The sequence below is a fragment of the Enterobacter cloacae complex sp. IR5384 genome (genome assembly GCF_049237265.1).
GTDB lineage: Bacteria > Pseudomonadota > Gammaproteobacteria > Enterobacterales > Enterobacteriaceae > Enterobacter > Enterobacter cloacae.
In genome coordinates, this window is record NZ_JBMKHJ010000049.1 from 1 (window position 1) to 23,522 (window position 23,522).

The 23,522-nt window shown below is 45.7% G+C and carries 26 protein-coding genes and 1 pseudogene; 13 read left to right on the top strand and 14 right to left on the bottom strand.

The genetic code is table 11. The features are described from left to right. Nucleotides 1-348 precede the first annotated feature (348 nt). From mobI to ACOTX3_RS24005, 8 genes are read left to right on the top strand one after another with little or no spacing between them, the layout of a single operon-like run. Nucleotides 349-834: a conjugative transfer protein MobI(A/C) gene (mobI, locus tag ACOTX3_RS23970; protein WP_000071885.1), complete on the top strand. Its 486-nt coding sequence runs from the start codon at nucleotides 349-351 to the stop codon at nucleotides 832-834. Next, complete coding sequence (locus ACOTX3_RS23975) at nucleotides 831-1,568, top strand: hypothetical protein (RefSeq protein ID WP_000995978.1); 738 nt, start codon at nucleotides 831-833, stop codon at nucleotides 1,566-1,568. Before mobI ends, ACOTX3_RS23975 begins: the two co-directional genes overlap by 4 nt. Before the next feature lie 9 nt (nucleotides 1,569-1,577). After that, nucleotides 1,578-4,724, top strand: a complete 3,147-nt coding sequence (mobH, locus tag ACOTX3_RS23980) for a MobH family relaxase (protein ID WP_001011152.1) — start codon at nucleotides 1,578-1,580, stop codon at nucleotides 4,722-4,724. After that, nucleotides 4,724-6,808 (top strand): conjugative transfer system coupling protein TraD, encoded by a 2,085-nt coding sequence (traD, locus tag ACOTX3_RS23985; RefSeq protein WP_001284073.1) that lies wholly within the window; start codon nucleotides 4,724-4,726, stop codon nucleotides 6,806-6,808. Before mobH ends, traD begins: the two co-directional genes overlap by 1 nt. Then, nucleotides 6,808-7,917: a hypothetical protein gene (locus ACOTX3_RS23990; RefSeq protein ID WP_000343600.1), complete on the top strand. Its 1,110-nt coding sequence runs from the start codon at nucleotides 6,808-6,810 to the stop codon at nucleotides 7,915-7,917. Before traD ends, ACOTX3_RS23990 begins: the two co-directional genes overlap by 1 nt. Beyond that, nucleotides 7,904-8,566, top strand: a complete 663-nt coding sequence (locus tag ACOTX3_RS23995) for a DUF4400 domain-containing protein (protein WP_000718549.1) — start codon at nucleotides 7,904-7,906, stop codon at nucleotides 8,564-8,566. The genes ACOTX3_RS23990 and ACOTX3_RS23995 overlap by 14 nt, the downstream gene beginning before the upstream one ends. A 10-nt stretch (nucleotides 8,567-8,576) precedes the next feature. Beyond that, on the top strand, nucleotides 8,577-9,758 hold the full coding sequence (locus ACOTX3_RS24000) for a S49 family peptidase (RefSeq protein WP_000952985.1): 1,182 nt from the start codon (nucleotides 8,577-8,579) through the stop codon (nucleotides 9,756-9,758). A 1-nt stretch (nucleotide 9,759) separates the two neighbouring features. After that, on the top strand, nucleotides 9,760-10,491 hold the full coding sequence (locus ACOTX3_RS24005) for a nuclease-related domain-containing protein (RefSeq protein ID WP_000338612.1): 732 nt from the start codon (nucleotides 9,760-9,762) through the stop codon (nucleotides 10,489-10,491). A gap of 286 nt (nucleotides 10,492-10,777) precedes the next feature. Here ACOTX3_RS24005 and ACOTX3_RS24010 read toward each other — a convergent pair whose 3' ends face one another. The 11 genes from ACOTX3_RS24010 to ACOTX3_RS24060 all read right to left on the bottom strand — a co-directional run bounded on the left by ACOTX3_RS24010 (nucleotide 10,778) and on the right by ACOTX3_RS24060 (nucleotide 17,821). Next, on the bottom strand, nucleotides 10,778-11,131 hold the full coding sequence (locus tag ACOTX3_RS24010) for a hypothetical protein (RefSeq protein WP_000210769.1): 354 nt from the start codon (nucleotides 11,129-11,131) through the stop codon (nucleotides 10,778-10,780). 65 nt (nucleotides 11,132-11,196) lie between these two features. Beyond that, nucleotides 11,197-11,481 carry a hypothetical protein gene (locus tag ACOTX3_RS24015; protein ID WP_001091367.1) on the bottom strand — a complete coding sequence of 95 codons (285 nt, stop codon included), beginning with the start codon at nucleotides 11,479-11,481 and terminating at the stop codon, nucleotides 11,197-11,199. Between the two features lie 356 nt (nucleotides 11,482-11,837). Next, entirely contained in the window at nucleotides 11,838-12,137 is a 300-nt protein-coding gene (locus ACOTX3_RS24020; RefSeq protein WP_000442693.1) for a hypothetical protein, read from the bottom strand. Nucleotides 12,138-12,569: 432 nt separating this feature from the next. Further along, on the bottom strand, nucleotides 12,570-12,938 hold the full coding sequence (locus ACOTX3_RS24025; RefSeq protein WP_000537761.1) for a hypothetical protein: 369 nt from the start codon (nucleotides 12,936-12,938) through the stop codon (nucleotides 12,570-12,572). A 225-nt stretch (nucleotides 12,939-13,163) separates the two neighbouring features. After that, on the bottom strand, nucleotides 13,164-13,700 hold the full coding sequence (locus tag ACOTX3_RS24030; RefSeq protein WP_000800251.1) for a hypothetical protein: 537 nt from the start codon (nucleotides 13,698-13,700) through the stop codon (nucleotides 13,164-13,166). A 67-nt stretch (nucleotides 13,701-13,767) separates the two neighbouring features. Further along, nucleotides 13,768-14,205 carry a hypothetical protein gene (locus tag ACOTX3_RS24035; protein WP_000286108.1) on the bottom strand — a complete coding sequence of 146 codons (438 nt, stop codon included), beginning with the start codon at nucleotides 14,203-14,205 and terminating at the stop codon, nucleotides 13,768-13,770. Between the two features lie 44 nt (nucleotides 14,206-14,249). Continuing rightward, a complete protein-coding gene (locus ACOTX3_RS24040; RefSeq protein WP_000856246.1) occupies nucleotides 14,250-14,546 on the bottom strand; it encodes a hypothetical protein in 297 nt (98 codons plus the stop codon). Between the two features lie 134 nt (nucleotides 14,547-14,680). After that, nucleotides 14,681-15,382, bottom strand: a complete 702-nt coding sequence (locus ACOTX3_RS24045) for a hypothetical protein (RefSeq protein WP_000237191.1) — start codon at nucleotides 15,380-15,382, stop codon at nucleotides 14,681-14,683. Between the two features lie 314 nt (nucleotides 15,383-15,696). Beyond that, nucleotides 15,697-15,978, bottom strand: a complete 282-nt coding sequence (locus ACOTX3_RS24050) for a hypothetical protein (protein WP_000708863.1) — start codon at nucleotides 15,976-15,978, stop codon at nucleotides 15,697-15,699. Between the two features lie 65 nt (nucleotides 15,979-16,043). Further along, the gene (locus tag ACOTX3_RS24055; RefSeq protein ID WP_001272971.1) at nucleotides 16,044-17,228 is read right to left on the bottom strand and encodes a hypothetical protein; all 1,185 of its coding nucleotides are present in this window, start codon (nucleotides 17,226-17,228) and stop codon (nucleotides 16,044-16,046) included. 416 nt (nucleotides 17,229-17,644) lie between these two features. Next, entirely contained in the window at nucleotides 17,645-17,821 is a 177-nt protein-coding gene (locus ACOTX3_RS24060) for a hypothetical protein (RefSeq protein ID WP_001371930.1), read from the bottom strand. 510 nt (nucleotides 17,822-18,331) lie between these two features. Here ACOTX3_RS24060 and ACOTX3_RS24065 point away from each other — a divergent pair. The 5 genes from ACOTX3_RS24065 to ACOTX3_RS24085 all read left to right on the top strand — a co-directional run bounded on the left by ACOTX3_RS24065 (nucleotide 18,332) and on the right by ACOTX3_RS24085 (nucleotide 21,236). Then, a complete protein-coding gene (locus tag ACOTX3_RS24065; protein ID WP_421631647.1) occupies nucleotides 18,332-19,276 on the top strand; it encodes a hypothetical protein in 945 nt (314 codons plus the stop codon). A 95-nt stretch (nucleotides 19,277-19,371) separates the two neighbouring features. Continuing rightward, nucleotides 19,372-19,974, top strand: a complete 603-nt coding sequence (locus ACOTX3_RS24070; RefSeq protein WP_001371889.1) for a hypothetical protein — start codon at nucleotides 19,372-19,374, stop codon at nucleotides 19,972-19,974. Nucleotides 19,975-20,033: 59 nt separating this feature from the next. Beyond that, entirely contained in the window at nucleotides 20,034-20,384 is a 351-nt protein-coding gene (locus tag ACOTX3_RS24075; protein ID WP_000743059.1) for a hypothetical protein, read from the top strand. A gap of 46 nt (nucleotides 20,385-20,430) precedes the next feature. Then, nucleotides 20,431-20,634, top strand: a complete 204-nt coding sequence (locus ACOTX3_RS24080) for a hypothetical protein (protein ID WP_001015183.1) — start codon at nucleotides 20,431-20,433, stop codon at nucleotides 20,632-20,634. A 281-nt stretch (nucleotides 20,635-20,915) separates the two neighbouring features. Beyond that, nucleotides 20,916-21,236 carry a hypothetical protein gene (locus ACOTX3_RS24085; RefSeq protein WP_000332796.1) on the top strand — a complete coding sequence of 107 codons (321 nt, stop codon included), beginning with the start codon at nucleotides 20,916-20,918 and terminating at the stop codon, nucleotides 21,234-21,236. A 767-nt stretch (nucleotides 21,237-22,003) separates the two neighbouring features. Here the strand turns inward: ACOTX3_RS24085 and ACOTX3_RS24090 are convergent. The 3 genes and pseudogenes from ACOTX3_RS24090 to ACOTX3_RS24100 all read right to left on the bottom strand — a co-directional run. Next, nucleotides 22,004-23,116 (bottom strand): IS4-like element IS421 family transposase, encoded by a 1,113-nt coding sequence (locus tag ACOTX3_RS24090; RefSeq protein ID WP_001300563.1) that lies wholly within the window; start codon nucleotides 23,114-23,116, stop codon nucleotides 22,004-22,006. 77 nt (nucleotides 23,117-23,193) lie between these two features. After that, entirely contained in the window at nucleotides 23,194-23,313 is a 120-nt protein-coding gene (locus tag ACOTX3_RS24095) for a type I toxin-antitoxin system Hok family toxin (protein WP_223152483.1), read from the bottom strand. Beyond that, nucleotides 23,261-23,371, bottom strand: a pseudogene (locus ACOTX3_RS24100) (DUF5431 family protein); the annotation flags it as partial. The gene ACOTX3_RS24095 and the pseudogene ACOTX3_RS24100, both read right to left, overlap by 53 nt. Between the last annotated feature and the right edge of the window lie 151 nt (nucleotides 23,372-23,522).

Sequence of the window (23,522 nt, forward strand, 5' to 3'; positions counted from 1 at the left end):
AACAGTAAGCGTCGGCATGGTTCTAGCGAACAGATGTCACCGACAGAATATGAAAACCAGTATTATCAACGGCTCGGAAGTGTCTAGATTATCCGTGGCGATTCACAATGCACATTATCAAAAGCAATAATCCACAATGGTCATTCTGTCAAAAGTAACTTTAGGGGGTAGCGATGGAAGTGAGGCTAAACTCGCTGTTACTGTTTCTGAAGGCCCCTCCCGAATGGGGGAAACAGCGAGTGCATTACATCTGTTCAATTCCCTCATCAAAGAGCATTCAAAAATCTTCTGTTCGTGAAAAAAAACGGAAATTTCCTCCGGTATAGTAATTTCACATCAGGAGGCGTCATGAGTAATTCAAATCTTATAAGTTCTATAGAGCTAACACGTAAAAATTTACGTGCTCAGATTGAAGGTTTGCGTGTTGAGGCTGAAGATCTCATTACAAAATACTGGATCAAGTGGAAGGAACGAAACCACCAAGAGATTAACCTTACCCGACATAGCAAAGTTCCAAAGAGGGAGTACCTGGGTTCTTACGCACCAAAAGTTGAGCTAATTGGTAATGCCAGAAAAGTAACGATCACTTGGCATCAGTTCAGCCCTTATAAAACAAGAGCGCCTAGCCACATGTCAAAACGGGTGCAACCAATGAAAAGTGGAAAATATTCTAAGAACTGTTTTGTAAACCATGCCAGCTGGGAATACGAAATGATTTCTGAAACGGAAGCATTGCTGGAGCCTTACAGAGAAATGCTTGAGCTCTATCATTCAGCATATATCGAACTTGGACGAAAAATCCGTCAATACTCAAAAACTAAGGTGGCACAATGAACGACGCAATTATCACGGACAATGAGCGTATTAACATTGAACCAAAAGATGTAATGGTAAAAGGTTCAAATAAAAAGCAAGGCGTAAACGCTCAAACTTCTACTCAACGTAGACCAGAGCACCAGGGTATGGCCAAAGTTATTATTAACCCCGGCACCCCAGACTTTAACCGGTTTTTAACTGCCAGAAATGGAGCAGTCATCAGAGGTTTTGATGATGTGAGTATCGCTATTTCCTCTCTCTTTAAAACGGTTGATGCAGTTAAACATCCTGACCTTGTTCAGGCTATTCAGGATTGGTTCAACGAGCTGCATGAAGAAAACAATAAGATGAAAGAAAATCTTGTTGCTTATATTAAGTCAATTGAGTTCGACAAGAATGACTCATTCATGTCATCAACTCAGTTTGTACCTTTCAGTTTTGAACCAGTACAACTCAACTTCAATAACCACAACACCATGAGGTTTTACAAGTACATCTTCGAGATGAACCAGCTCATGAACACAATGTATGAGTACAACTCATTGGGTTTACTGGCTGTAAGCGACTATCCGGTTATGTCTCACAACATTATAAAGAGTATTAATTTATATGTTGAGAATGTGAAAAAGACTCTGAATGTTTCTCGCCGTAAGGATGGGCCATACAGTCCAGCAGAGTTCATCACCAAAGTAATGCAATATAAAAGTGTGCAGGCATACATTGCAGCCGAACTGTCAGGCAAACGTCGATAAGGTATGATGATGAATTTCAGGGCGCTGTATTTATGTATTAAACGGATTTTGGGGATATTCTCATCTCAGGAGAATGATGCAACCTCTGTAATGATTGAGGATATATCAAGCCTCTCTCCTTTTGCGCAGATTCTAGGAGATCAGAAGTACACTGTTCCTGATCATCCAAATCCAGAAGTCCTGAAATTCATCGAGTATCCAACTCGTCCGACGGGCATACAGACATTTAATGAACAGTCAATCCTGTCTCTGTATCGGGAAAAGCTGCACTCAATTTCAATGATGTTAGCTATCAGCGATAGCGACATCAGGGACGATGCATATACATTTACTAATTTAGTTTTAAAGCCCTTGGTTGAATATGTTCGCTGGATACATCTTTTGCCAGCTTCCGAAAATCATCATCATAATGGTATTGGTGGGTTACTTTCTCACAGCCTGGAAGTGGCCATACTCTCTTTAAAAAATGCGCATCACTCAGAACTGAGACCAATCGGATATCAAGATGAAGAAGTAGTCCGTAGAAAAGTATATCTCTATGCTGCGTTTATCTGTGGTTTAGTCCATGATGCCGGAAAGGTTTACGATCTCGACATTGTAAGCCTGAATTTAGCTAGTCCGATCATTTGGACGCCAAGCTCACAAAGTCTTCTTGACTGGGCACGTGAAAATGACGTGGTTGAATACGAAATCCACTGGCGAAAGCGTATTCATAATCAACATAATATCTGGTCCAGCGTTTTCCTTGAGCGAATCCTAAACCCGGTATGTCTTGCATTTTTGGATCGGGTAAATAAAGAACGTGTTTATTCAAAAATGATCACCGCCCTAAACGTTTATACTGATGGGAATGACTTTTTGTCTAAATGCGTGAGGACCGCTGATTTCTATTCTACTGGTACAGACCTTAATGTTTTACGTGACCCTATCATGGGTCTGCGTTCTAATGATGCAGCAGCAAGGGCCATTAGTACCATCAAGCACAACTTTACCAGTATCAATATCAACAATTACAATGCTAAGCCTATGCACATCATTATCGTAAATGGTGAGGTATACCTTAACGAGAACGCATTCCTTGATTTTGTTCTCAATGATTTCGAATTACATAAATATAACTTCCCTCAGGGAGAGGCTGGTAAGACCGTATTGGTAGAATCCCTAGTTCAACGTGGTTACGTCGAGCCCTATGATGATGAGCGTGTCGTTCACTACTTCATTCCGGGTATCTATTCGGAAAACGAAATATCAAACATCTTTAGAAATGGGATAGGGAAACTAGAATTCTATAACCTTCTTAAGCTAAGGTGGATTGGTTTAATCTTTGATTCCTATAAAATCCCTGACTCAGTGCCGGGTCTTTTTAGCGTTAATGCCAATAAAGACTTTATTTACATTGACGAGCAAAAAACAGTTACTGAATACAGAAGACCAGTGCCCGGTCGGGACGTTATAACTAAAATTACTGATACTGTTGAGACGGCTGTTCTTAAGGTTAATGATTTAGGCCGCTCCTCTGCCTCTATTGATGTTGATATACATTCTAAGAAAAATGAAGGCTCATCCGACGATTTTGAGAAGAAAGCCGAAAGTGATAATGAAATTGATAATGACACGCAGATAGTTAAATCTGAGGGTGAGGAAGCAGCTGATCCTGTCATTCCTGATATAGAAGAAAGTGAAGATGAATCGGCAAAGGACACGGAATCCCATGTCCTGGTCAACCAACTTCATGAACTCCTTTTAAGCGCTCCACTTTCCAATGACTATATAGTGTGTGTTGATGCTGTCCCCTACCTCAACATAGATACCACTATGGCATTGCTGCCGGGATTAGATGAAAAAGCATTCAGTGAAGAGCCCTATTTCCAACTGACATTCAGAGAAGGCTCTCTCGATGGAATGTGGATAGTAAGGGACATTGACGATCTGCGTTTAGTCCAGCTCGGCGATAACTGCGCCGGGTTCCAGCTCACCTATCATGAGCCAAGAAGGCCAACAACTTTAAAGTCACTTTTCAATACTTCTATGTATCAGGCATTAGTGATTAATGATGAGTCTTCTGTTGAAAACTCTGCCCCACGTCCAAAGCAAACGCTTGAGCTGCCTCCCCCACGTGTAAATGCAGTCGAAGAACATTCTGGCGACGTGGAATATCATGGAACCGATAGTGCATCCGCGACTGGTCCGCTGAAAACTGAGGCTGTGGAATATGAACATTATCAACATCTTTTTGAGAAAGAAGATGAAGAGCATGAGATCATTGATTATACCGATTTCTCACAGCTTAGTGTTTCTCGGCCAGAAGTCGGTAGTTGTGCAACAAGCTCTTCGGTCCATAATGAAAAGCTTCTCTCCGAGCCGTCAGAATTACCAGAACTTAACCGAGAACAGAACGCTGATCCCCAGGGTACGAATGAACGCTCTATGGATGTTTCTGTAGGACAAGAAAACTCAGAACCAGATACTGAGGGTAACTGCCCACCACCAGCTGAAGTTGTGTATTCCCAGACCGAAGCAGCCGCAACCAGTGTGATGGCAAGTGAAGAGCCCGCCTTACCTCCTGTACTTGAAGAATCAAATGGAGAGCATGCGCCCACAGACGCTAAGGGGCATCATCTTTCGCCAGCACTGGCCAGACTGTTCGCCCCAACAGCACCGGTAGAAAAACAAAATCCCAAGCGCAACCGGAATAAATCATCGGACAAAGCAGAAGTACAAAAACCAGCATCACCTGTTTCTGGTCACAATCTGAACAGTAAAGTCTTTGCATCTACTGAATCAGACCAAAATGGTGAATTCTCGCTTATAAGCGAAGGTGACGTTACAGAGCTTGAATTTGTAGAAATTGCGTTAGTACTGCATCAAATTCTGTCCAAAATGGAGGTGGCGTTTAAAAGAAAGCGCAAAAACAGATTTATGGTAAGTACTCCTAATACTCTCTATCTGACCCAATCTTGCGTGGAAAAATTTGGGTCGCAGTTAGAGGCTCAAGATCTTTTCAATAAGCTTCCTCAGTACCTCGTTAATTCTGGTGCTGTGATCAATACAAAATGCCATGCATTTAACATGCCTACTTTGCTGGCCGCATCAGACCGGGCGAAAGTGGACATTGAACGAATTATCAATAACCTGAAAGAGGCTGGGAACCTATAATGTCAGATTCGAAGAGGACTAACCTCCATGCACAAGAGAATTTTTATCGGCCTATTCTTGAGTATCGTAGTGCCTCAATACTTTTGATTTGTTCGGTTTCTATGCTTTATATGGGACTTTCTTCAGACGGACTGGACATCGCCCCAATAGTTCTGTTCACCTCAATATTGCTTTTTTTGCTGTGCCTTTATCGTTGCAAAACAGCAGCGCCATTTTTGATGGCTCATTGGCGTGTATTCAAGCGACATTTCATGTTCGTTAGTCTTGATTCACTGCGTGTAATTAACAAAAGTAACTTTTTCTCCAATGAGCGAAAGTATCGTCAACTGGTTCAGGATTATCAAAATAAAAATAAGGATATACCCGAGCGAAAGTCCTATTTTTGTGATGGGTTTGAGTGGGGTCCGGAACATGCGGATCGGGCATATCAAATAGCTAACCTCTCCAGTGATAAACGTGAGATCGAGTTGCCATTCGTCTTCAACCCAATTAAGAGACATTTTGACGCAATGGCTCGTAAGATGGGCGGCAGCAATGCAATTTTTGCTGTGGAACGTAGGGAACCCATATTTGTAACTGAAGACAATTGGTTTGGTCATACTCTGATAACCGGAAACGTGGGTACCGGGAAAACGGTGCTACAGCGTTTACTAAGCATTAGCATGCTTCATCTTGGTCATGTTGTTGTTGTCATAGATCCAAAGAACGATGCAGAGTGGCGAGAATCTCTAATGGAAGAGGCTAAGACCCTCGGTCTTCCTTTCTATAAATTTCATCCTGGCCAGCCAGCATCTTCGGTCTGTATTGATGTCTGCAACACCTATACTAATGTTTCTGACCTAACATCTCGTCTTTTGAGCTTGGTGACAGTTCCCGGTGAGGTTAACCCATTCGTTCAGTATGCCAAGGCTCTCGTTTCCAATGTGATTTCCGGGCTTTCTTACATAGAGAAAAAGCCTTCTATTTATCTGATTCACAAGAACATGAAAAGCCACATGTCTATTGTGAATCTTACAGTCAAGGTAATGGAGTCATGTTACGCGAGATATTATGGTTACGATGTCTGGACCGAAAAAGTTAAGTACGTCGCTAACGATACCTTGCCGGTACGTTTCAAGCGTCTCGCTGAATGGTTTACGGCTCATTTCATGAATTACGAGGGGTCCGAACAAATAGACTGGTTAGATACTGTTTCCCAGCTTATTGATTACTCAATGTCCGACCCAGAGCATATGGCTAAAATGACCGCAGGTATTATGCCTGTTTTCGATATGCTCATTGAAAAACCTTTAAATGAGCTTTTATCTCCTAACCCGAACTCAGTATCATCAAGAGAAATTGTAACAAGCGAAGGGATGTTCAGCACTGGCGGGGTGCTATACATTTCGCTTGATGGCCTTTCAAACCCCGATACAGCAGCTGCTATTTCTCAATTAATAATGTCAGATCTGACCTCCTGTGCCGGTAGTCGCTACAACGCTCAAGATGGTGATATGTCAGCTAATTCCAGGATAAGTATTTTTGTTGATGAGGCACACTCAGCCATTAACAACCCTATGATTAACCTTCTGGCGCAGGGTCGTGCAGCGAAAATTGCACTGTTTATTTGCACCCAAACCATCTCCGACTTTATTGCTGCGGCAAGTGTTGAAACTGCCAATCGAATTACGGGGCTCTGCAACAATTATATAAGCTTGCGAGTCAACGATACTCCTACTCAGACGCTTGTTGTAGAGAACTTTGGTAAGAGTGCGATAAGCACAAATATGGTCACTTATACGACCGGTTCAGAAACATCTTTGCCGCATAATAACTTCTCAGGTTCAATCTCAGAAAGAAAGCAGACAACTTTAGAAGAGAGTATTCCAAAGGATCTCTTGGGTCAGGTCCCTATGTTTCACATAGTTGCCAGGCTTCAAGATGGCAGGAAGGTTGTAGGCCAAATCCCTATTGCTGTTGCTGAGAAACAAATGAAGCCAAACACAACTCTGTCGGAAATGCTTTTCAAGAAGGCCGGAAAAGTTACTTTGCGTCAAAATCTCGATATCAAAAATCTTAATAAATTTCTAAGGAAGTTGCATTGATGGATGAAAAAATTGTCCTGACGCGCCAGCAAATTTTAAGCTCTGCACTAAAAGTCAGCAAATGTCGCTCGCTCGTAAAAAGGCGCTTTCAGTCTTTGGGTTTAAAGTACGCAGATTCTCAGGAAGTTCGAGATCGGCTAACTATGATAGAAAAAAACGCGTTTCATCATTTGGGAAAATTTTGTCAGAGCAACGATATCGATTCCCTATTCTCCATGGCAAATACCCTGTCTGAGCTTTTCCTTTTAAAGGGAGAGTTGATCACGACTGATCCCTTTGGGGACCGTGAAACCAGCTACTGGTCGGTACCACAAGGATCATGCCATGAATGGATTCAATCACTGACCACCAGCGAAGGTCCTGAACGTAAATTCGTTAGTTTCCGTATTTCTTTCGATAACAATGACGTACGGTGTGATCTTGTAAAAAAGAATGCCCGTATGCTTGGTTGTTATCTTTTGCCTTATTTCGTCGATTTAACACGCACGGTGGGCGCATTCATTAATTTGCCAGGTAGTGTCTCTTTTAAACAAGTACAGCGCATCAAACCCCAGATTCATCCAGAAACAACACATAGTCATATAGTTACTATTGAGGACTCTCCCTTTCTTTCTCGGTTAAAATTTAAAATCATTACTGCCATAGATCAGCTTCCTGACCCTAATGGCCTTTATACAAACACCTTTAACAGCATTATTGACCGTGCACTGCTGACTCATCTCAAAACCGAACAGGAAAAAATAGATAGTCCAAGAGTCTGCAAAAATGTGATTTCGGCTTTTGCCGACTCAACTCTTTCTCTGCCGGTGTTTAACATCGGCCTAAACGAGCAGTACAGATACTGGACGCCGTGGGGCATCAACTTTATAGAATTTTCCCGCCAGGCCGCAAAAGCAAGGACCGCTGTATTTGTTCCTGATGTGGGACAGATCGAGTGGAAAAGCGCAGAGCATAAAGAACTGGCGGAGTTAAGCCTCATCGACCAAATCATACCTAAACAGTACCACTGGCTCCTGGGTATCCCGACGATGTGGCGTAACAACTATTGCAATCACGATCAGAGGCTAGCTCTTTTTCGTGAATGGAGGGAAAGCAATGGCTGCGGATAATACAAGCAGGGCAGCAGTGCTCAGAACAATGCTTTTTTTTGGCATGGTCATTTATTTTGGTTACAGCTTGGCTTTCCAGAATACTGAGGAGCTCAAATATCAGATTACTCAGGAGGTTAATGCAAGCCGGTCCATCATATCAAATGACCGTTGGAAGTCTGTCATTGCAAATAGTGAAGCGACTTTAAATTGGTTGGTACATGACTATAAGTTAATTGACTATCTGAATACTATTCTGATCCCTGACACCAAAAAACCAGCCAGAGGTATTAACATTGTTGCTGAAAAATTTACCTCTATTAATTACACTATGGCCAAAAACATACCCCTCTTACTTTATCAGTCCATTTTCCGGTGGAACTTAATCCTGGGGTGGCTAATCGTTTTTCTGCCCTATCTATTTGCCATGCTAGCAGATGGAATGTACCAGTGGAAATTGAAGAGGTACGTATTTGGTAAGGTTACAGTTCAGTTTTATCGTATTTGGTTTCGAGCATTTTGGGTGATCAGTGCTTTAACGATGGTCTACCTGGTCATGCCAAATATGTCACTATTTAACAATATCGCTCAACTTTTCCCACCAGTCGCTTTATTGATACTGGGAATTGCATTGAATCGCTTGTGGTCTAACTTTCAAAAACTCATGTAAAGGTGGTCAGATGTTAAGCAGTAAAAAAAGGAAGTCCCCTACAAATATCAAAGAATCGCTCAATGATAACGCTGACCGTTTTTATAAGATGTTTCGCATTCATACCACGGCAAAAGTTGCTATGTCGCTAATTGCCATGACCGCTGTAGGGTTTTCTTTCTACAATCTTTACGAACAATGGCAGGACGCTGAAGGGAAGAAAGACCATATAGCTGTAATACGGATTTCTGGCGAGATGGGTACCGGCTCGGAAACGGGCGATGGAACAGTGATCGCAACAGCTCTTGCCAAAGCTTACAATAATCCCCATGCCAAAGCAGTTATTATCGAGGCAGAGTCAGGTGGTGGTGGTCCCTCTGACGCCATCATTATTTACCGCCAGATAAACGCGCTTAAAAACCACCAGCCACAGATTGAACGCGTATCAGATGCCGGTGGCTCTCTTTCATCTGTAGCCGCTGACAAGAGTAACAAAACCGGGAGCACAGAACGTGGCGATGAAGCACGGTCGAAGCAAAACTCCCTCGAAGTACTCTCCAGCGGTACCGGTCGTTTTTTCTCTGATATCGCAGACTCATATAAACCAATCATCGTTAGTGTGAAAGGCATATGCGCATCCGCATGCTATTACGCGGTATCGCCCGCTGATGCAATTTATGCCGACAGTAATGCCCTGATCGGTTCTATCGGTGTGCGTATGGACCACTGGAATCTGTCAGAGATCATGAGCACAGTAGGCGTCAAGAATGAGCCCCTTACGGCCGGTGAGTTCAAAGATGCTCTTGACCCCTTCCACCCATTGTCCGATTCAACGAGGGAGTTCATGCAGAAGGAGATCCTGAACACGATGCATGAAAAATTTATAACTGATGTTGAACTTGGACGGGGTAAAAAGCTTCTCTCGCGTCATGATGCCGATGCTGTTTCTCTCTATTCAGGCCGTGTATGGCCAACACCTCAGGCAGTTAAGTACGGCCTGGTGGATGGAGATCTTACGTCAGTAGAGATCCGTACACGTCTTTCAAAAATGTACTCCACTGACACGTTCAAAAACTACAATGAGCCTCATCGTAATCTCCGTTCTGCACTCGGCATGCTGATGAGCCTGTCTTCAAATATTGAGAGCCTTACCGGTACCACTACCCGCTTAGTAGAATCTGTTAATGCCACCAGCTACCCCTCTGTGAGGTAACATGGATGCTTTCAATCTGCTGTGGAGCATTACGGGGGTAGCTTTCATTATCCTTATTTTCGTCGTGTTGCTGTGTCTGTTGGGATTTATGACCTCTGCCATAGCGGAACGGCGGACTGCAAAGGCAATTGAATCTGGGCTTCCTGAAGAAGCTCAGGGGCTACTTAGTGATCTCACCTTTCAGTTGTCGGCTCATAGCACTACGCAGGTTGATCACATTCTCGTAGCCCCACATGGTATATACGTCATAGAGCAGAAAAACTACGTAGGCAAGCTCTACGGTACTCTGGAGGAAAGCCACTGGCGGAAATGGACTCAGTCCCGAACCCTCAAGTTGCAGAACCCGTTTAAGCAAAACCAGGGGCACATCAGGGCTATTCAGTCTGCTCTTAAGGCTAGAGAACTGGAATGTATCAATGTCGTCATCATAAACGGACGTTGTAAGTTTGATGGCATCAAGCCGGAATGGTTATGTATGGGGATGGACGATTTTATCCATAAAGTCAAACAACGACGAGGGCTACGGTTGTTCACACCGGAGTCTGTTCAGCACATCTGTTCGGTGTTGAAGTCAACAAGGAAGTCGCCAGGGCTCTATACGGACCTTACTCATATTCATAACATAACGACAAAGTACAAAGCCCCGATGAAATTCGAGCAACGAGTAACATACATTCTGCTCAACTTTATCCATTATCTGTGGGCAAGTCTGTTCACTAAGCAGAAGCCTTAGCGCTCTATCATTGGTAAGGCTGTAAAATGTCTGCAAAAGGCCCCATCGGTAAATTGTTGGGGCTTTTTCTTTGCGTAGTTCTGATACGGTTTATCCTGTGGAGCATTATGGCCACCAGCCAGCTGGTGACTGGCCAACGCTTTGTATGACGTAGCCTACTCAGGGCAGGCTATTTTAGAGGGACCGATTTTTATCCGGGCTAATTTAGAAAGAGATAATTTGAACTTAGGCGGGCTGACCACCAGCAGAGAGGTAAATCACTAGCCGGTGATATTGACAGAAGTCGTCAGGGGTTTAACGCCGGAATATTTTGCCAGGCCTCCTGCAAGGTCTGCAAGACTTCTACAAGTGATAGTGACGGCCACAGGACTGTTTCCGTCATTATCACTCCAGGTGGCTCGCACTCTACTGGTACCAGAATTAAAACAACACGAGTTCCTTTTACCTGGTAGGCAAGGTTTACTGCCGGTTGGCGGTAGGAGGCCAGTACACCCTCACCATATTGAGCAGGGTTACTTGCCCAGTTCCGCACCATTGCATACACCTGAGGCATATACCGACTATCCAGATCCCCTTTGGGCCGTCTGAACGGCACGATTTCTTCTGAGCGGTAGGTGGTCGTTGTTGTATTGGTTGTCATCTTTGTCACCTCCCCTGTTCGTCCATTTAGAGTTTTAAGCTGCTTTACACATCACACTCAACTGATTATTTAAGCTGGTCATCGTCTCTGGCCAGCATAGCCCAACCATTCGCCTGGTTTTCGCGGGAGTAAGGATTCATTTCAAAATAACTATCTACCGCGTCGCTGTCCGCAACAGAACTGTTGTTAGCTCTCTTTGAACCCTGAACCACTACAGCATCAACCTCTGCGGCTTTCCCGTTGCGCTGTACCAGGATTTTAACCGTATTGGGCTTACGTCTTGCGAGCAGTTTGTTGGCGATAAAAAGCACAACAATCCAGGCCAAAAGCACGTATAAAAATGTATTCATAATGCCCTCCTTTGTATGTGATTATTATACCTGCTTCCATTGCAGGCCAAACAGGTTCGGTGCATGAAAAATAGACTTCTCTCCGGCGTATAGCAATCTACTTACTGATCTGTTTTCGTATCAAACTGTATGGCATAACCGAGGGGCGTACGTGGTGAGTCAGAAAGTTACTTTTCCGTAATAGTTAATTTCAGATCCTTCTTCCAGTTACGCTTCAGTATAAAACCGATACCCTCTAATTCAGCATCCTTCACGTTTAATACGCTTCACTTTAAGGCAGGGCTTTTCGGTTGAAATGAATTCTTTTTCCGGTTGCTGGACATGGGTTTCATCCTGATAGTTAAAGTTGCAGGCTATCAGTCACCACCACCACCTCCGTCACCTCCTCCACCGCCACCATCACAACCACCAGCTATGCTATTTTCACCATTACAATCACCTCCGAGGGGGTTCAAATGGCTGCTCCCCTGTAGATGGTGTCCTTGCCAGATCGAACCCGAACCAGCGCCTCCTGAGCGTCTTTGCTTGCCCTGAGGCAATTGTGCAGGCTCACCAGCACCGGCGGTACCAAAAATGTCCCGGGCAATTTTATAAAGAAGGTAAAAAGGTACGCCCAGCATCATAAAAAAGATTACTGAAAATATTACACGTTCCATTGATGATCTCCTGTCTTGTGAGAGACCAGTTATATCAGGGTGATTCAGTATTTCCGTTTAGAAAAGAGTACTAATTTGGCCCTGTTCGCTCTTAATTTGCCATCCGGGAAAAAGTCATAGGGATAGGCCTGCCAGAGTCAATAACTTCCAGTGATCTGGAGGAGACCCCGGCTCTCTGAGCCCTCATGGATGGTACGGCTTTACCCCTTGTAAACAGATTCACGTTCCGCAGGACAAACATCGACTACTGACGTCTCATATTTGCTGACGCTAATCCGACGTCTCATTGCCGTCTGCTTGTTTTCTTTAAAGGGTGTATTAGACGAATATCAAATCGGAATGGTAGGGGATGTGTGGGCACCATGCCCGGCCCTCTTTGAGCATCTGAGAGATTGGAGACCTAGCCGGGTAAGATAGCTACTTTCTTACGGGTTACCCTTCAAATCCAAAGACGAAACGGACGCTGCCGTTCTCCACGTGGAGACGCTTTACTTCTTCGACAAATTCCTGGATCACCTCTCCGGCGTTATCGGGTGGTATGGCTGACAAAATTTCTTCCGAAGTCAGCCATGAGTATGAATGTTCACCGAATAAATCATCATCTTCGGACGGTATATCATCAGGTAATCCGCGTAATGCGTGGATAAAAACTGCTGATGTGCTCGCCCTTTCACGATCTACATCAAATCCGAGCCAGGCAAAGTGGAGATATGATCGGTCCCCTTTATAATTGCTTGATAAATTAATCCATTTACCAGGCTTTTCTTCCCTTTGAAATCGCCAGCAGATATCAACGCCCATTAAGAAACTCCATTACTATCGTTCGTATGAGATAACTATCATTTCAGAATACTATGACTTCTTCCCGTATAGAACTAATCGCTCACGCCATTTAGCTACTTACTTTTTTTACGTACGCTTGCAGCGCAGTACCTTGAGAGAAGTAAGTAAGACTGGGCGAAGCCAACCGGTTCCGCCACCTCGCTCACCGGCTTTTAGGCGTAAGCACTGAAGTCAGCCTCCATGCTAACTGGCGAGCCTGCGAAAGTCAGACTCGTTGTTATAAAGCGGCATATCGTAAGCAGTGTCTGAAATGAACATTCGGATCTGCTCAAGCGTCATGCCACAATGAAAACGGGTTACGCTCACATTGGCCCGGGGGAAGTCAGCACAAAATGCATTCAAAACATTCTCATGGACAATACCAATGTTGATTAACGCAGCTGGCCCGTTGTCACGGAAAGATACGACACGGAATCCCCCATACCAGCCTGACTGGGAGAAAAATGAAAATGCACTCGTTGCCAGACCATTAGACAGGTCATAGCGCAATTTCCCGCTCAGAGACTGGCTGTCTCTGCTGTACACGCGATTAATGAAAATGCCGGGACCAACTTCTACCGGCTGCTTGTTGCTTGCTAAACACGGAAAGCCCACCAGCGAAACCTCCCTTTCTCCTAACCAGTTTACCTGATACCCGGCAGTGAGAAAGTCAGTCAGTTCTACGCCAGAAAGAGCATTAATGGCCGCAATATCGGTATCCAAAATATTTACGTTTTTCATATTCATCTCATCTATATTCTAAAGTGCGTTTTTTGTCTATCAGCCCGAGGATTGAAAATTTGAATATTTAATGTGACAGAAAAATACCTGTCACCTTTTCAAAAACTGCCTGCAATTGAATATCGAGAGAGTCCATTTTAAAATCCACCAGCTCAGCTTTATTATCGCAAACCGAATAAAAATAGGAGTCAAATGCGTCTGTATCTTCATCTTTAAAAATACGGAAGGAATTAATTTTATTATGCCCTTCAAATTCGGCATGAATACCATAGCGAACCGAGCCGTCATCGAACTGAACAACCCGTCGTACAGAATTAATCCGGACGTACTGTTTTAAGGCCCTCGCGAAATCGGCATTTAACGCCAACGCTCGTAAGATTGAATCAGCGGTTTCATTCTGCTTTTTACGATCATATTCAAACATCCCACAGCCGGTGTTACGAAAGACCGGCTGAAGAGCATTAACCAGGTTGAAGGAATCCACGTTTCTGTCGTTTCTGTACATGAGATATCTCCTGCCCCTCCGCTATACGAAGGGGCTTGATAGGGTTACTGCCAGGCTGCGATCACTTCTTCGCACTGGAAATGAGATAAGCACTGCTGGAGTAAAAGGGCCAGCACCGCTGTGTTAGGGACGCGATTGTTACACCACGCGTTGAATAGCAGCTGCCATGGACCGGCATAATACCCGGCCAGTTTCTTTTTTTGTTTATCTGTGCAGCAGCTGGAAATGGCCTGCTGATAAAGGCTTTCATTCTCGGCACCAGAGCGTTGTTGCAGTGCCTGATAAATATAGGAGTAGACAGAATCGGAGCAATTAGATGCATAGGCCAGATTGGTTTTCATAATACCTCCTGTGTTTTTGGGTATTATATAAAACTCCGACCTACTGGCTAATAACCCACACTGTAATTTCTTTTAAAAACACAATAAATTTTCAAAATTGGACCAGTGTGGATTTAAGCGAGCAGTTTAAATCTTTATGAACTAGCTTTCAAAGAGGTTGGTTTTTCGGGAAGTTTTTTGCCAGACCAGCATGTTGGTTTTTTTTCTGTAGTGCAGATTAGCTGGTACCTGCCCCTTCTTACCTCTTTGAGCAATGACTGTTTGAAATATGGTAAGCCCAGTTCAAAAACCCAGTAACGACCGTCTGCAAAAACGACTGAATTTTCAACGCCATCCGAAGCCACCAAGGATGCATCATTAAGTAGACGTTCTTCATAATGAAATGGTAATGAAAATGTCAGATATAACGCACAAAGTACAAAGATTCCTGTGAGACTAACTGCCAGTGAACCACAATAACCAGAATAAACATTTAAATTTCTTTTGATAAATTTCTCATGCAAGATTACAAGCAGACAGAATACACAAGCTACCAGCCCAAATCCTACATGCAGATAAAACTGTCTTATTTCATCATTCCAGACGATGTTGTCCCATTTCGTGCTTAAGATTGAACCCAACAAGGAGATAATAAAAGCGGCAATTTGAGAACTGATAAAGTAGGAGAAAGCTGACTTTGAAGTTATTTTTTTCATAGAAACAGGAACCTCTTTACCTCGTTCCTGATCAGAGAAAAGACACAAAACGCACCATGCGCAAAAAACTGCAAGTCCAGATGCAATAATCTCGCGTAAAAACATATTAAACGTTTCCGATAATGAATAAGTAATTACCATATCCTCTCCGTAAGTCTACATATAATTCAGACGTGACAAATAATTAAAGGCATTGCTATTCTATCATTATGCATTGCGTTTAAAATCATTTCTAATTCAGCAGAGTAGCGATACAGGCATTTCGCTATCCTAAAATCTGGTAGCTTTCCATTTCCTTGCTGAGATAAATCAAAATAATTCTATTTATTGCCTATTCGGATGCTGCAAAACCTTATAAATCCGGATGTATATCACTTAACAGTGAACCATTCGGTGACTTGCTCTCCGTGAGGTCCACCGGGTTTATCCAGTAGGGAACATTCTGCTTTTACCGTTTACTGCATACGCGAGCAGGAATTCTGTTGCAGTTCTGCATTTGCCTGCTTTTCCAGTGCTGTCATAACCCGGCGGAGCATCGCCAGAGCCTGAACAGGCGAGCTCCCAAACTGCACTTTCACTTCATCCGTATCATGATCCTGAATCAGGTCGAGGATGTTCACTTCGATCCCTGCCCCGTTTTCATCTTTTGCCGTGCACTGAATACTTACCCGGGTCACCGAATCCGTCAGGACTGGCAGTGGGTTAGTCTTGTCTACGTTGATAAAAGCCTTCTTCATTGCCCTGTTTCCCCTTGTCCTGAAAAAGTTACCGACCCGTCCGGATGGAGGGGTCGGTCAGAAAATCATGCCTGTCCCTTATTCATCTTCTCAGCATGCTTACGCAGGTACTCTTTCAGGTCAGCATGAGCATTGATGATATCGTTCATTTCATCATTGGTCAGAACAAGCGTGTAAGTATCAGTGCTGACAGATTCACCTTCTTTAAGCTTGGCTTCTTCAGCAATACGTTCAAAAATCGGGATCGCGGTGTCGGCAATGACGGTCACGGTCTTTTTGTTCAGAACGCTGGACATGGATGGTGCTTTACCTGCCGGGTTCTGTTTAGGAGCGCTGTCCTTTGGAGCCGGAGCTGGTTCCTGTACCGGTGGCGTAACCAGCGTCTCTGTATTGCTTTCATCATTCAGTTGATCCGGTACCGGGGTGTTAACGGTAGCATTACCTGCCGGTTGCTCATCACCGGAGTTTTCCGGAGTCTGCGGATCTGCCATGCGCTCTTCTACCTTGGCAGCTTTGACGAATTTCAGCGTGTTTTTCGTCGCTTTACCATAGATGGAGATCGCCTTGTTGATGTTATCTACCGCATCCTCACCGCTGTACATATACTCGTCCAGCGCAACGTACATGCTCACCTGATCGCTCACAAGCATGGTCTGTAGTTCAGAAGGCAGGTCCAGTACACGAACCATCTGGCGAAGATGCTGCTCTGATTTACCACGTTTTTTTGCCAGTTCCGCAAAGGTCTTAGGCTCTTCTTTATCTTCAACAAGACGCTTAATTGAAAGCGCTTCAGCTACGACAGACAGCGCCAGGTTGGAGTTGCCGGTCAGGGTGAAGAGTTCTGCTTTTGAAGCGCTACCGCGAAACTCTTCGCAGCGAATACGAGTAATGCGTTCACGCCCTTCTGCTTCCAGCTGGCGGTTTGCAATAGCGATGGAACGGATACGGCAAGCCCCCTGACGCAGTACAGGTACGCCATTAACCATCTGAACAACGATAGGCGTCACGCTGAACGGGTCTTCCATGTAGGCATCGGCCAGGCTGTTCAGGTGTTCCACAACGTGAGGCATTGAATAGTAGAGCTCGCCCATACCGGCCGTGCGGGTGTTAAAGCCTTCCTGCTCTACAACAACCGAAGGGTCAATGATAAGGCCGTTACCTTTACGGGCACCGTTACCAGTGCGTTCCAGGTAACCACGAAGGCTGATTTCGTTGCTGTTGTTTTTTACTTCAGTTTCGATTGCGGACATTTTTGTTCTCTCTTTTGGTTGGTTGTTTAACTGCGCTACAACACAACAATACCAGGTTCGACATTTTTTCTAATAGGTTGCACAGAAGAAAAAGTAACTTTTCTTAAAAAAAATTCCTGAGACAATACTACTCGATCCGTCCGTTTTAAATCTTCACAACAGTGGGCCGTTTTTACGTTTAAGCAAAATAGCTGGTTCAGAAGGTGAGTCGGAGAGAAAAGTTACTTTTCCGGTTGTCTGGGCCAGTGATGAGAGAGTGGCAGGACAGGAATGGCTAAACCGGTGCGGGTCTCTTGTAAGTCGCAGGGGATTGAGGAGATATAGAGGTAAACCGGTACGTTCAGTTTTTGGATTGAGCCGGGCTTTTGGCCCGGGCTTAAGGAAGCGGAAATTTGAACGAACTGGCAGGTAATGATTTATGCCGCCGACAGCTGGCCGTCAGTGCTTTGCTGTTCTGGTTTGACAGTTGGGGGATAACCGGCAGTTAGCCGCTGGCATTCCGCATCACAGAAAGCCCTGAGGTTGCTGAAGACGGACTCCATGAAATCAGCATGAGCATACGAGTCTACAGGACGTGTCTTGTTATCTTTCATCTTGTTCTCCTCAATCATTATTAAAACCAGCGGATTTAGTTCCTGGCGCTCCATCTGCTGACCGGCTTTCCCAGAGAGCAGCGATGTGTCGGGTTCTGTTTCTCATTTTATCGTTTTCATCGGGCCCATCCGGCCGTATAAGAGACCGATTTGGCATGTTTAAGAAACGTACTGGCGACATTAAAAGCTGAGGTTGGCTTTGGAATAAAAGGATACTTTTCCCGTTTGTCAGGTCTTTCGCTACCGCTGCACGATGATTCTGTCAGGCATTCTGCGCCCTCCTTGGCTGTACATCTTGAAACAAGCGGTGGGATGTTCCCTTCCCCCTGCTCACCGCAGAATAATTGGCAAGTCCCGACGGTCGTTCCGTACGAGCCGGGTCCAAATAATGAATAAATACAACGCCACTTCAATTGTATTGACAATAGAAGTTAGGAGGATCATAGTGTCATTCATGGTGCGGCTTTCGCACCACCGCCCCGGCGGTACCGGGCAGAACTGGAGTACCTCATGAAACTTTCCCGTCAGACGACTTCTGATACTTCTGTTGATGGCCGTTCACGCGCATATGCCTGGGGCCGTGTCCATTATTTCATTATCGAACATGCACCAATGGCTGAGCTGGTCGCTATTGACGAGCTGCTGGAAAAAGCTGGCTGGAGCAATGACGGCTGTCCGAACTATGAGAAAGATGACGAGTTTGGTAATGCTGTTTACAGCTGTGGTTACTGGATCGATATTGACAGCGTGGGAAGCTTCAAGGCTGACTACAAACGTCTTAAGGGTGAGATTAGTGCGCATATCGCCTCAAAGGCGGCAGAGGTGGAGATCCGCGTACTGGACTCGATGTCCGACAAAGAATGTAAAGATGTTGCCTCGGTGGCATGTACTGTTCGCCGTGACTTACGTACGCAGTCCGAATCGCTTCATTCACTGCGTACTATCGTAACGGTTGATCATTACAATCCCTATGTGATCACCAGCCGCCCGCTGAGCATTTCCGCCTGGACACTTATCCACGACTGTCTGAAAACCGGCACCATCAATGACGTCTGTTCACGGTTGAGTTCATTAATCCTGCACTCTGAAGCCGCGATTGCCCGTTGTAAGGGAAGCTCCGACTACTCTTCGGAACACGCTCAGCTATCGTTTTTTGCTGGTAACGACTATGTCACCAGACGCACCCTTGTTGATGCAGCTCACGAAGAGGCTCTGCGAATGAACCGCCGCTTTGATGAACGTATTGCAATGAACGCGGATTCTGATGCCAGAAGGCTCCAGTGCGAATTCAACCTGAGCAACCATGTCGTACAGCGTCGGACCGTTGAATCTGCTCATATCCAGGCAATCAACGAAGACGTCACCCGTTCACAGGCGGAACCACGCTGCCCTGGAAAGCTTCTTCTGAAAATGACCAGTCATGAGGAAGTGCGGGACTCACTGAGCACCTGTTAGTCCAGCGACACCCCCTGCGGCTCTACTACCGGGCCGCAGTCTGCTCCGGCCAGATGGTGCCAGTGGCGTAATGAATTTGTTTAATAAGGCTGAGTATGATGAATAAAGAACAACTAATCGACAAACTGGAACGCGTGGTATGTGGTCAGTACTCCTACGAAATGCAGGAGCTTGCGTATTCGGCCCTCTGCTGCATTAAAGGCACCCCGGACGACTGCGCTAAGTTCCCTGTTACGCGTCCGCTGCCTGACACCTTAGTGGACGTATGGGACGAGATCGGGCAATACCTTGGCACAGGCAAAGCCATTGAAACTCGCAGTTGCGGCGTTTCGCTTCTGCTTCATGGACACTGCTACGATTCAAATCATGTGCTGTACTGGCGCAATGCTGGCGCACTTCCAGCAGCTTGCGATACGCCACTGGCTGGTGGGTCTCGCAAACTGTTCACCTGCTCAGCCTGTGGAGTGGACGGTCTGGATGAACCACCTGAAACCAGTTGCCACTGCTGCACAGAGGGGGCCCACTGGATTGAGAGCAGGCTCTTCACCTCCGGGCAGGCAGACCCTGAAGAATTTAGACCCGTGGCGGTCGTGAAAGAGTGTGCAGGCTCAACGCCGGATGATCGGCTCATCTGGAGCGTGATTGAACAGCTCAACGGCGAACTGGCGGAAGGCGATAAACTATTTAAGCGACGCTGACAGATCACGTCAGCATTTATATCAGACGAACTCCAGAATAATTTAAAGCAACCATGAACATGAAAAAGCCCAAAGCTGCATTACAGAATGCCATGAAAGAAGATGTGCCAGCTGTGACACAGATTCAGATGCGATCTACGGTTTCCAGAAAGGTTCGCTATGTAAAACAGGCAAATCGAGAGGGTCTGAAATTATCTGAGTGGATGTCGCGGCATCTCGACGCTGTCTGTGATACCGCAGATGAGATTCATAAAGGCAAACGCTCAACTCCGGTTGCGCCTGGGAAGATTCCCCCTGAGGTATACCAGGTGATATACGATCAGTGCGGCGGGTTCGTGGAGTGTGATGCTAATGCCCAGGTAATCTGGGAAGCCTGCCGTGATGCCATTCTTAACGGAGACAAAGGGTAAACGGCAGGTATCGCCTGTCATTTTTACCCTTGTGAGGAAAATCCTGATGAACCATGAGAGCCGAACTGTATACCTGAACACGGCCATTGAGGCCCTGTTGAAAGCTGAGGCGGCTCTGAACGAGCTGGCATTAGCCTATGTACTCAAACCAGGTGAAAAGGCAAGCGCATGCCATCCCCGAACCGGTACGCTTTCCACAGCTTCCCAGGTAAGAAAACTTCGCCGTGTTCTAGAAAAAAACAAGTTATGACGGCCCTTATACGCTGGCATAATGTACCGTGCTTCGCTCATCCCAGCAGTATGGGTTTTAAACTCTTCCATTTTTAAGAGTACGGGAAGAGCCTTATTATTGTCGCATACCCTACGGATGCATTGCAGTTCAAACCGCTGTTCGGTGCAATTATTGCTGTATCCGGCGGATTTGAAAATGACAGAAATAGTGATGTAAAGCTCCGCCATTAAAGAAATGCCCCGTAGTTTGGCGAATCAACTTTCTGAATTATCTCGATGAACACCATTTAAGGAAATCGAATGTGTGATTTTTGCAGGGCTGACGAAAATTACTTTCATATGGCAGAATGCGTGTATGACCAACTGGTTAAAGAGTATCCCGTAATGTGGCTGCGGGATTCAACCCGGATCGGGGCCTGCTACCTCTGTCGAGAACTGCTGTCGCCGGAGGGGATGGTCCTGGCGATGCAGAGCGCTTTCCCTGCGAAGGGATGGCGGCTGCGTATTTGGTACAATGAAACCATTGACGAAGAGATAGAACCGCAGCGTGGAGACTGTATTGAGCTGTCCTCCAGGGCGGACGCTCTGCTGTCCTTCATGTCGTTCCAGGAAAAGGTTTAGCGCTGCGGCCCCCCTCACAAAAAGGCGCTTTCCGCGACAAATCTGGTACGACCGGACAACGTTGAGTCAATTCTTGCTTCCCCGCAGAAGAATCCCTATGAAGTAAAGTAGAGGTAGGCATTACGCCCACCAGCAAACCTGATAACTGTTCTTTGCGTAACATCCTCAAACTTCTGGTGCCTTCGTAGACTGCGATGCGAATGCCCATGAGCTGAATTCACCGTATCATTTGACCGGATGCAGCGAGAACAGAAATGACAATGTTTGAACGATTTGCCAGACGGCCATAAAACTCTACTGGGTACAGAATAAGGACTGACCGCAATGGCTACGTTCTATGAGCTACCGACCAGTGAGAAGTCCATTGTTTCCGGTACGTGCCCGGACGAGCACCGGTGAAATTTTTCCCGACTGGATTACGCTAAGGCTTTTGAACGGTTTGCGTGAAGTGGGACTCTTTGGGTCTGGTTCTTGATTTATACAAAAGGCTATATGCCACAAGACGGGAGGAAAAAAGGGTTTCCCCGACTGGAGAAACCCTTTCAAAAGGTGCCGATGGCATACTAATCCACACCCCGAAAAGAGGGGGTTGCCCCCATAAGCGCTAACTTAAGGGTTGAACCATCTGAAGAATGCGACGCCTCGGTGCCTCGTTAAGACGATGCCTCGCGTTCTTCAATTGCGTTTTGTAGGCTGTCAGGGATACTGTCCCACGAATGGCCACCTGTAAGCTCCAGATGACCATTTTTGTTATTCTCCACAACGAGTTAGTTCTTCTTTTCGGATCCGGCACTTCTGGGGGGGAAATCCAGCGATGGCTGGATTATGTCGTCAATTAAAAATGCGGCGAGTAGATTAGCAAATATCCACGCTTTCGCGAGTTCAGGTTCCTTTGCACGCAAAGCATCCAGGTGCAGCAAACTTTTGAGCCGCTTAAAAGCCAGTTCAATTTGCCATCGCAGACGGTAACAATCAGCCACTTGCTCTGCTGAATATTCATCTTCCGGTAATGATGTTAGCAATAGCACATGGCCCGCTGCTTCCAGCGTTTCCGCCTGAACTACTCGTCCTTTTCGACGATTCTCGCTGAGCAGTCGGGTTTTACTGATTAATGCTTTTTCGGGAGGAAGTGATACGGCAATGAGACGTGCCGGAAAGGGAGCTCCGGCTTTTTTATTACCTGAATTGCCTATCATTACAGTGGTTTCACCGTTCTTACCGCAATCCAGCCCGCGCAGAAAACCCATCATGTCAAAGCGCATTCCTTCTGCAGTTAACCAGCGCAATCCTCGCCAGTGAACCCGGACGATATAATCAGCTTCTCCAAAAGCAAGTGAGCGGATACATTCGGGACGCGAACCGAATCCCCGGTCAGCAATGCGTATCTCGTCTGCCGTTTGCGCAAATCGGTCCAGCCGTTCAGCGTCTCTGCTGTCGGTTAGCTCAAAATCAGTGAACTGACAGGTATGAGGATCATATCCCATATGTAGTCGCCATTCAGCGCTGCCGCCCCCGGGCGCACTGATTGCTGTTCCATCGACAAGACGCAATCTCTTTCCGCTTGTACAACCCGTAACTGCGGCGCGTACAGCAAGTGTTTGTGCGGCAAGTATGCCAAACCAGTCGGCGGCATTCCGCAGCCGCTTCAGGAGAGCCACGTCAGATAATGTTGCAACGTCATGGAGCTGAGCCCATGCAGTGACTTCACGTAATGACATCCCCCCGGGGCCGTAAGCCAGCCCCAGACGTAGCAGAGTTGCAGCATCACGAATTTCGCGGCGGCGGGTTAGAGCCCCGGCATTACGTGCCGAAGTATCCAGTTCTTCGGGCTTACCAATATGGGCCAGAATTGCTGACCAGTTATCGTGAGAGTAATTCATCGGCACGTTAAATCATATCAGGCGTAATACCACAACCCTTAAGTTAGCGCTTATGGGGTTGCCCCCCTCTTTGTCAGCTACTTACCGGATTCGTAGGCCAGGATAGCAGATACCTCCCTTGTTCCGTCTTTCATCCGCAACTCGCAAAGCGAGTTTCGTGTGAGCCAGGTGAATATCAACAGCGTTAAACAAACTATTAATATGCACAAAACAATGGGTTGGTTCGGCATTTTCATGGCCTTCTTCTCCTTGCATTTAAGCAGGCAAGAGGCTACTCTGAATGTGACTAGCATACAGGGGCCTCGGGTTGTACTGACCCCAAAAAGTTGGACAGTTAAACACGAGGCACATAGGTCTGGGTTCGATATTCAATTGGACTCAGACCTTTTAATTTCAGGCTAATTCT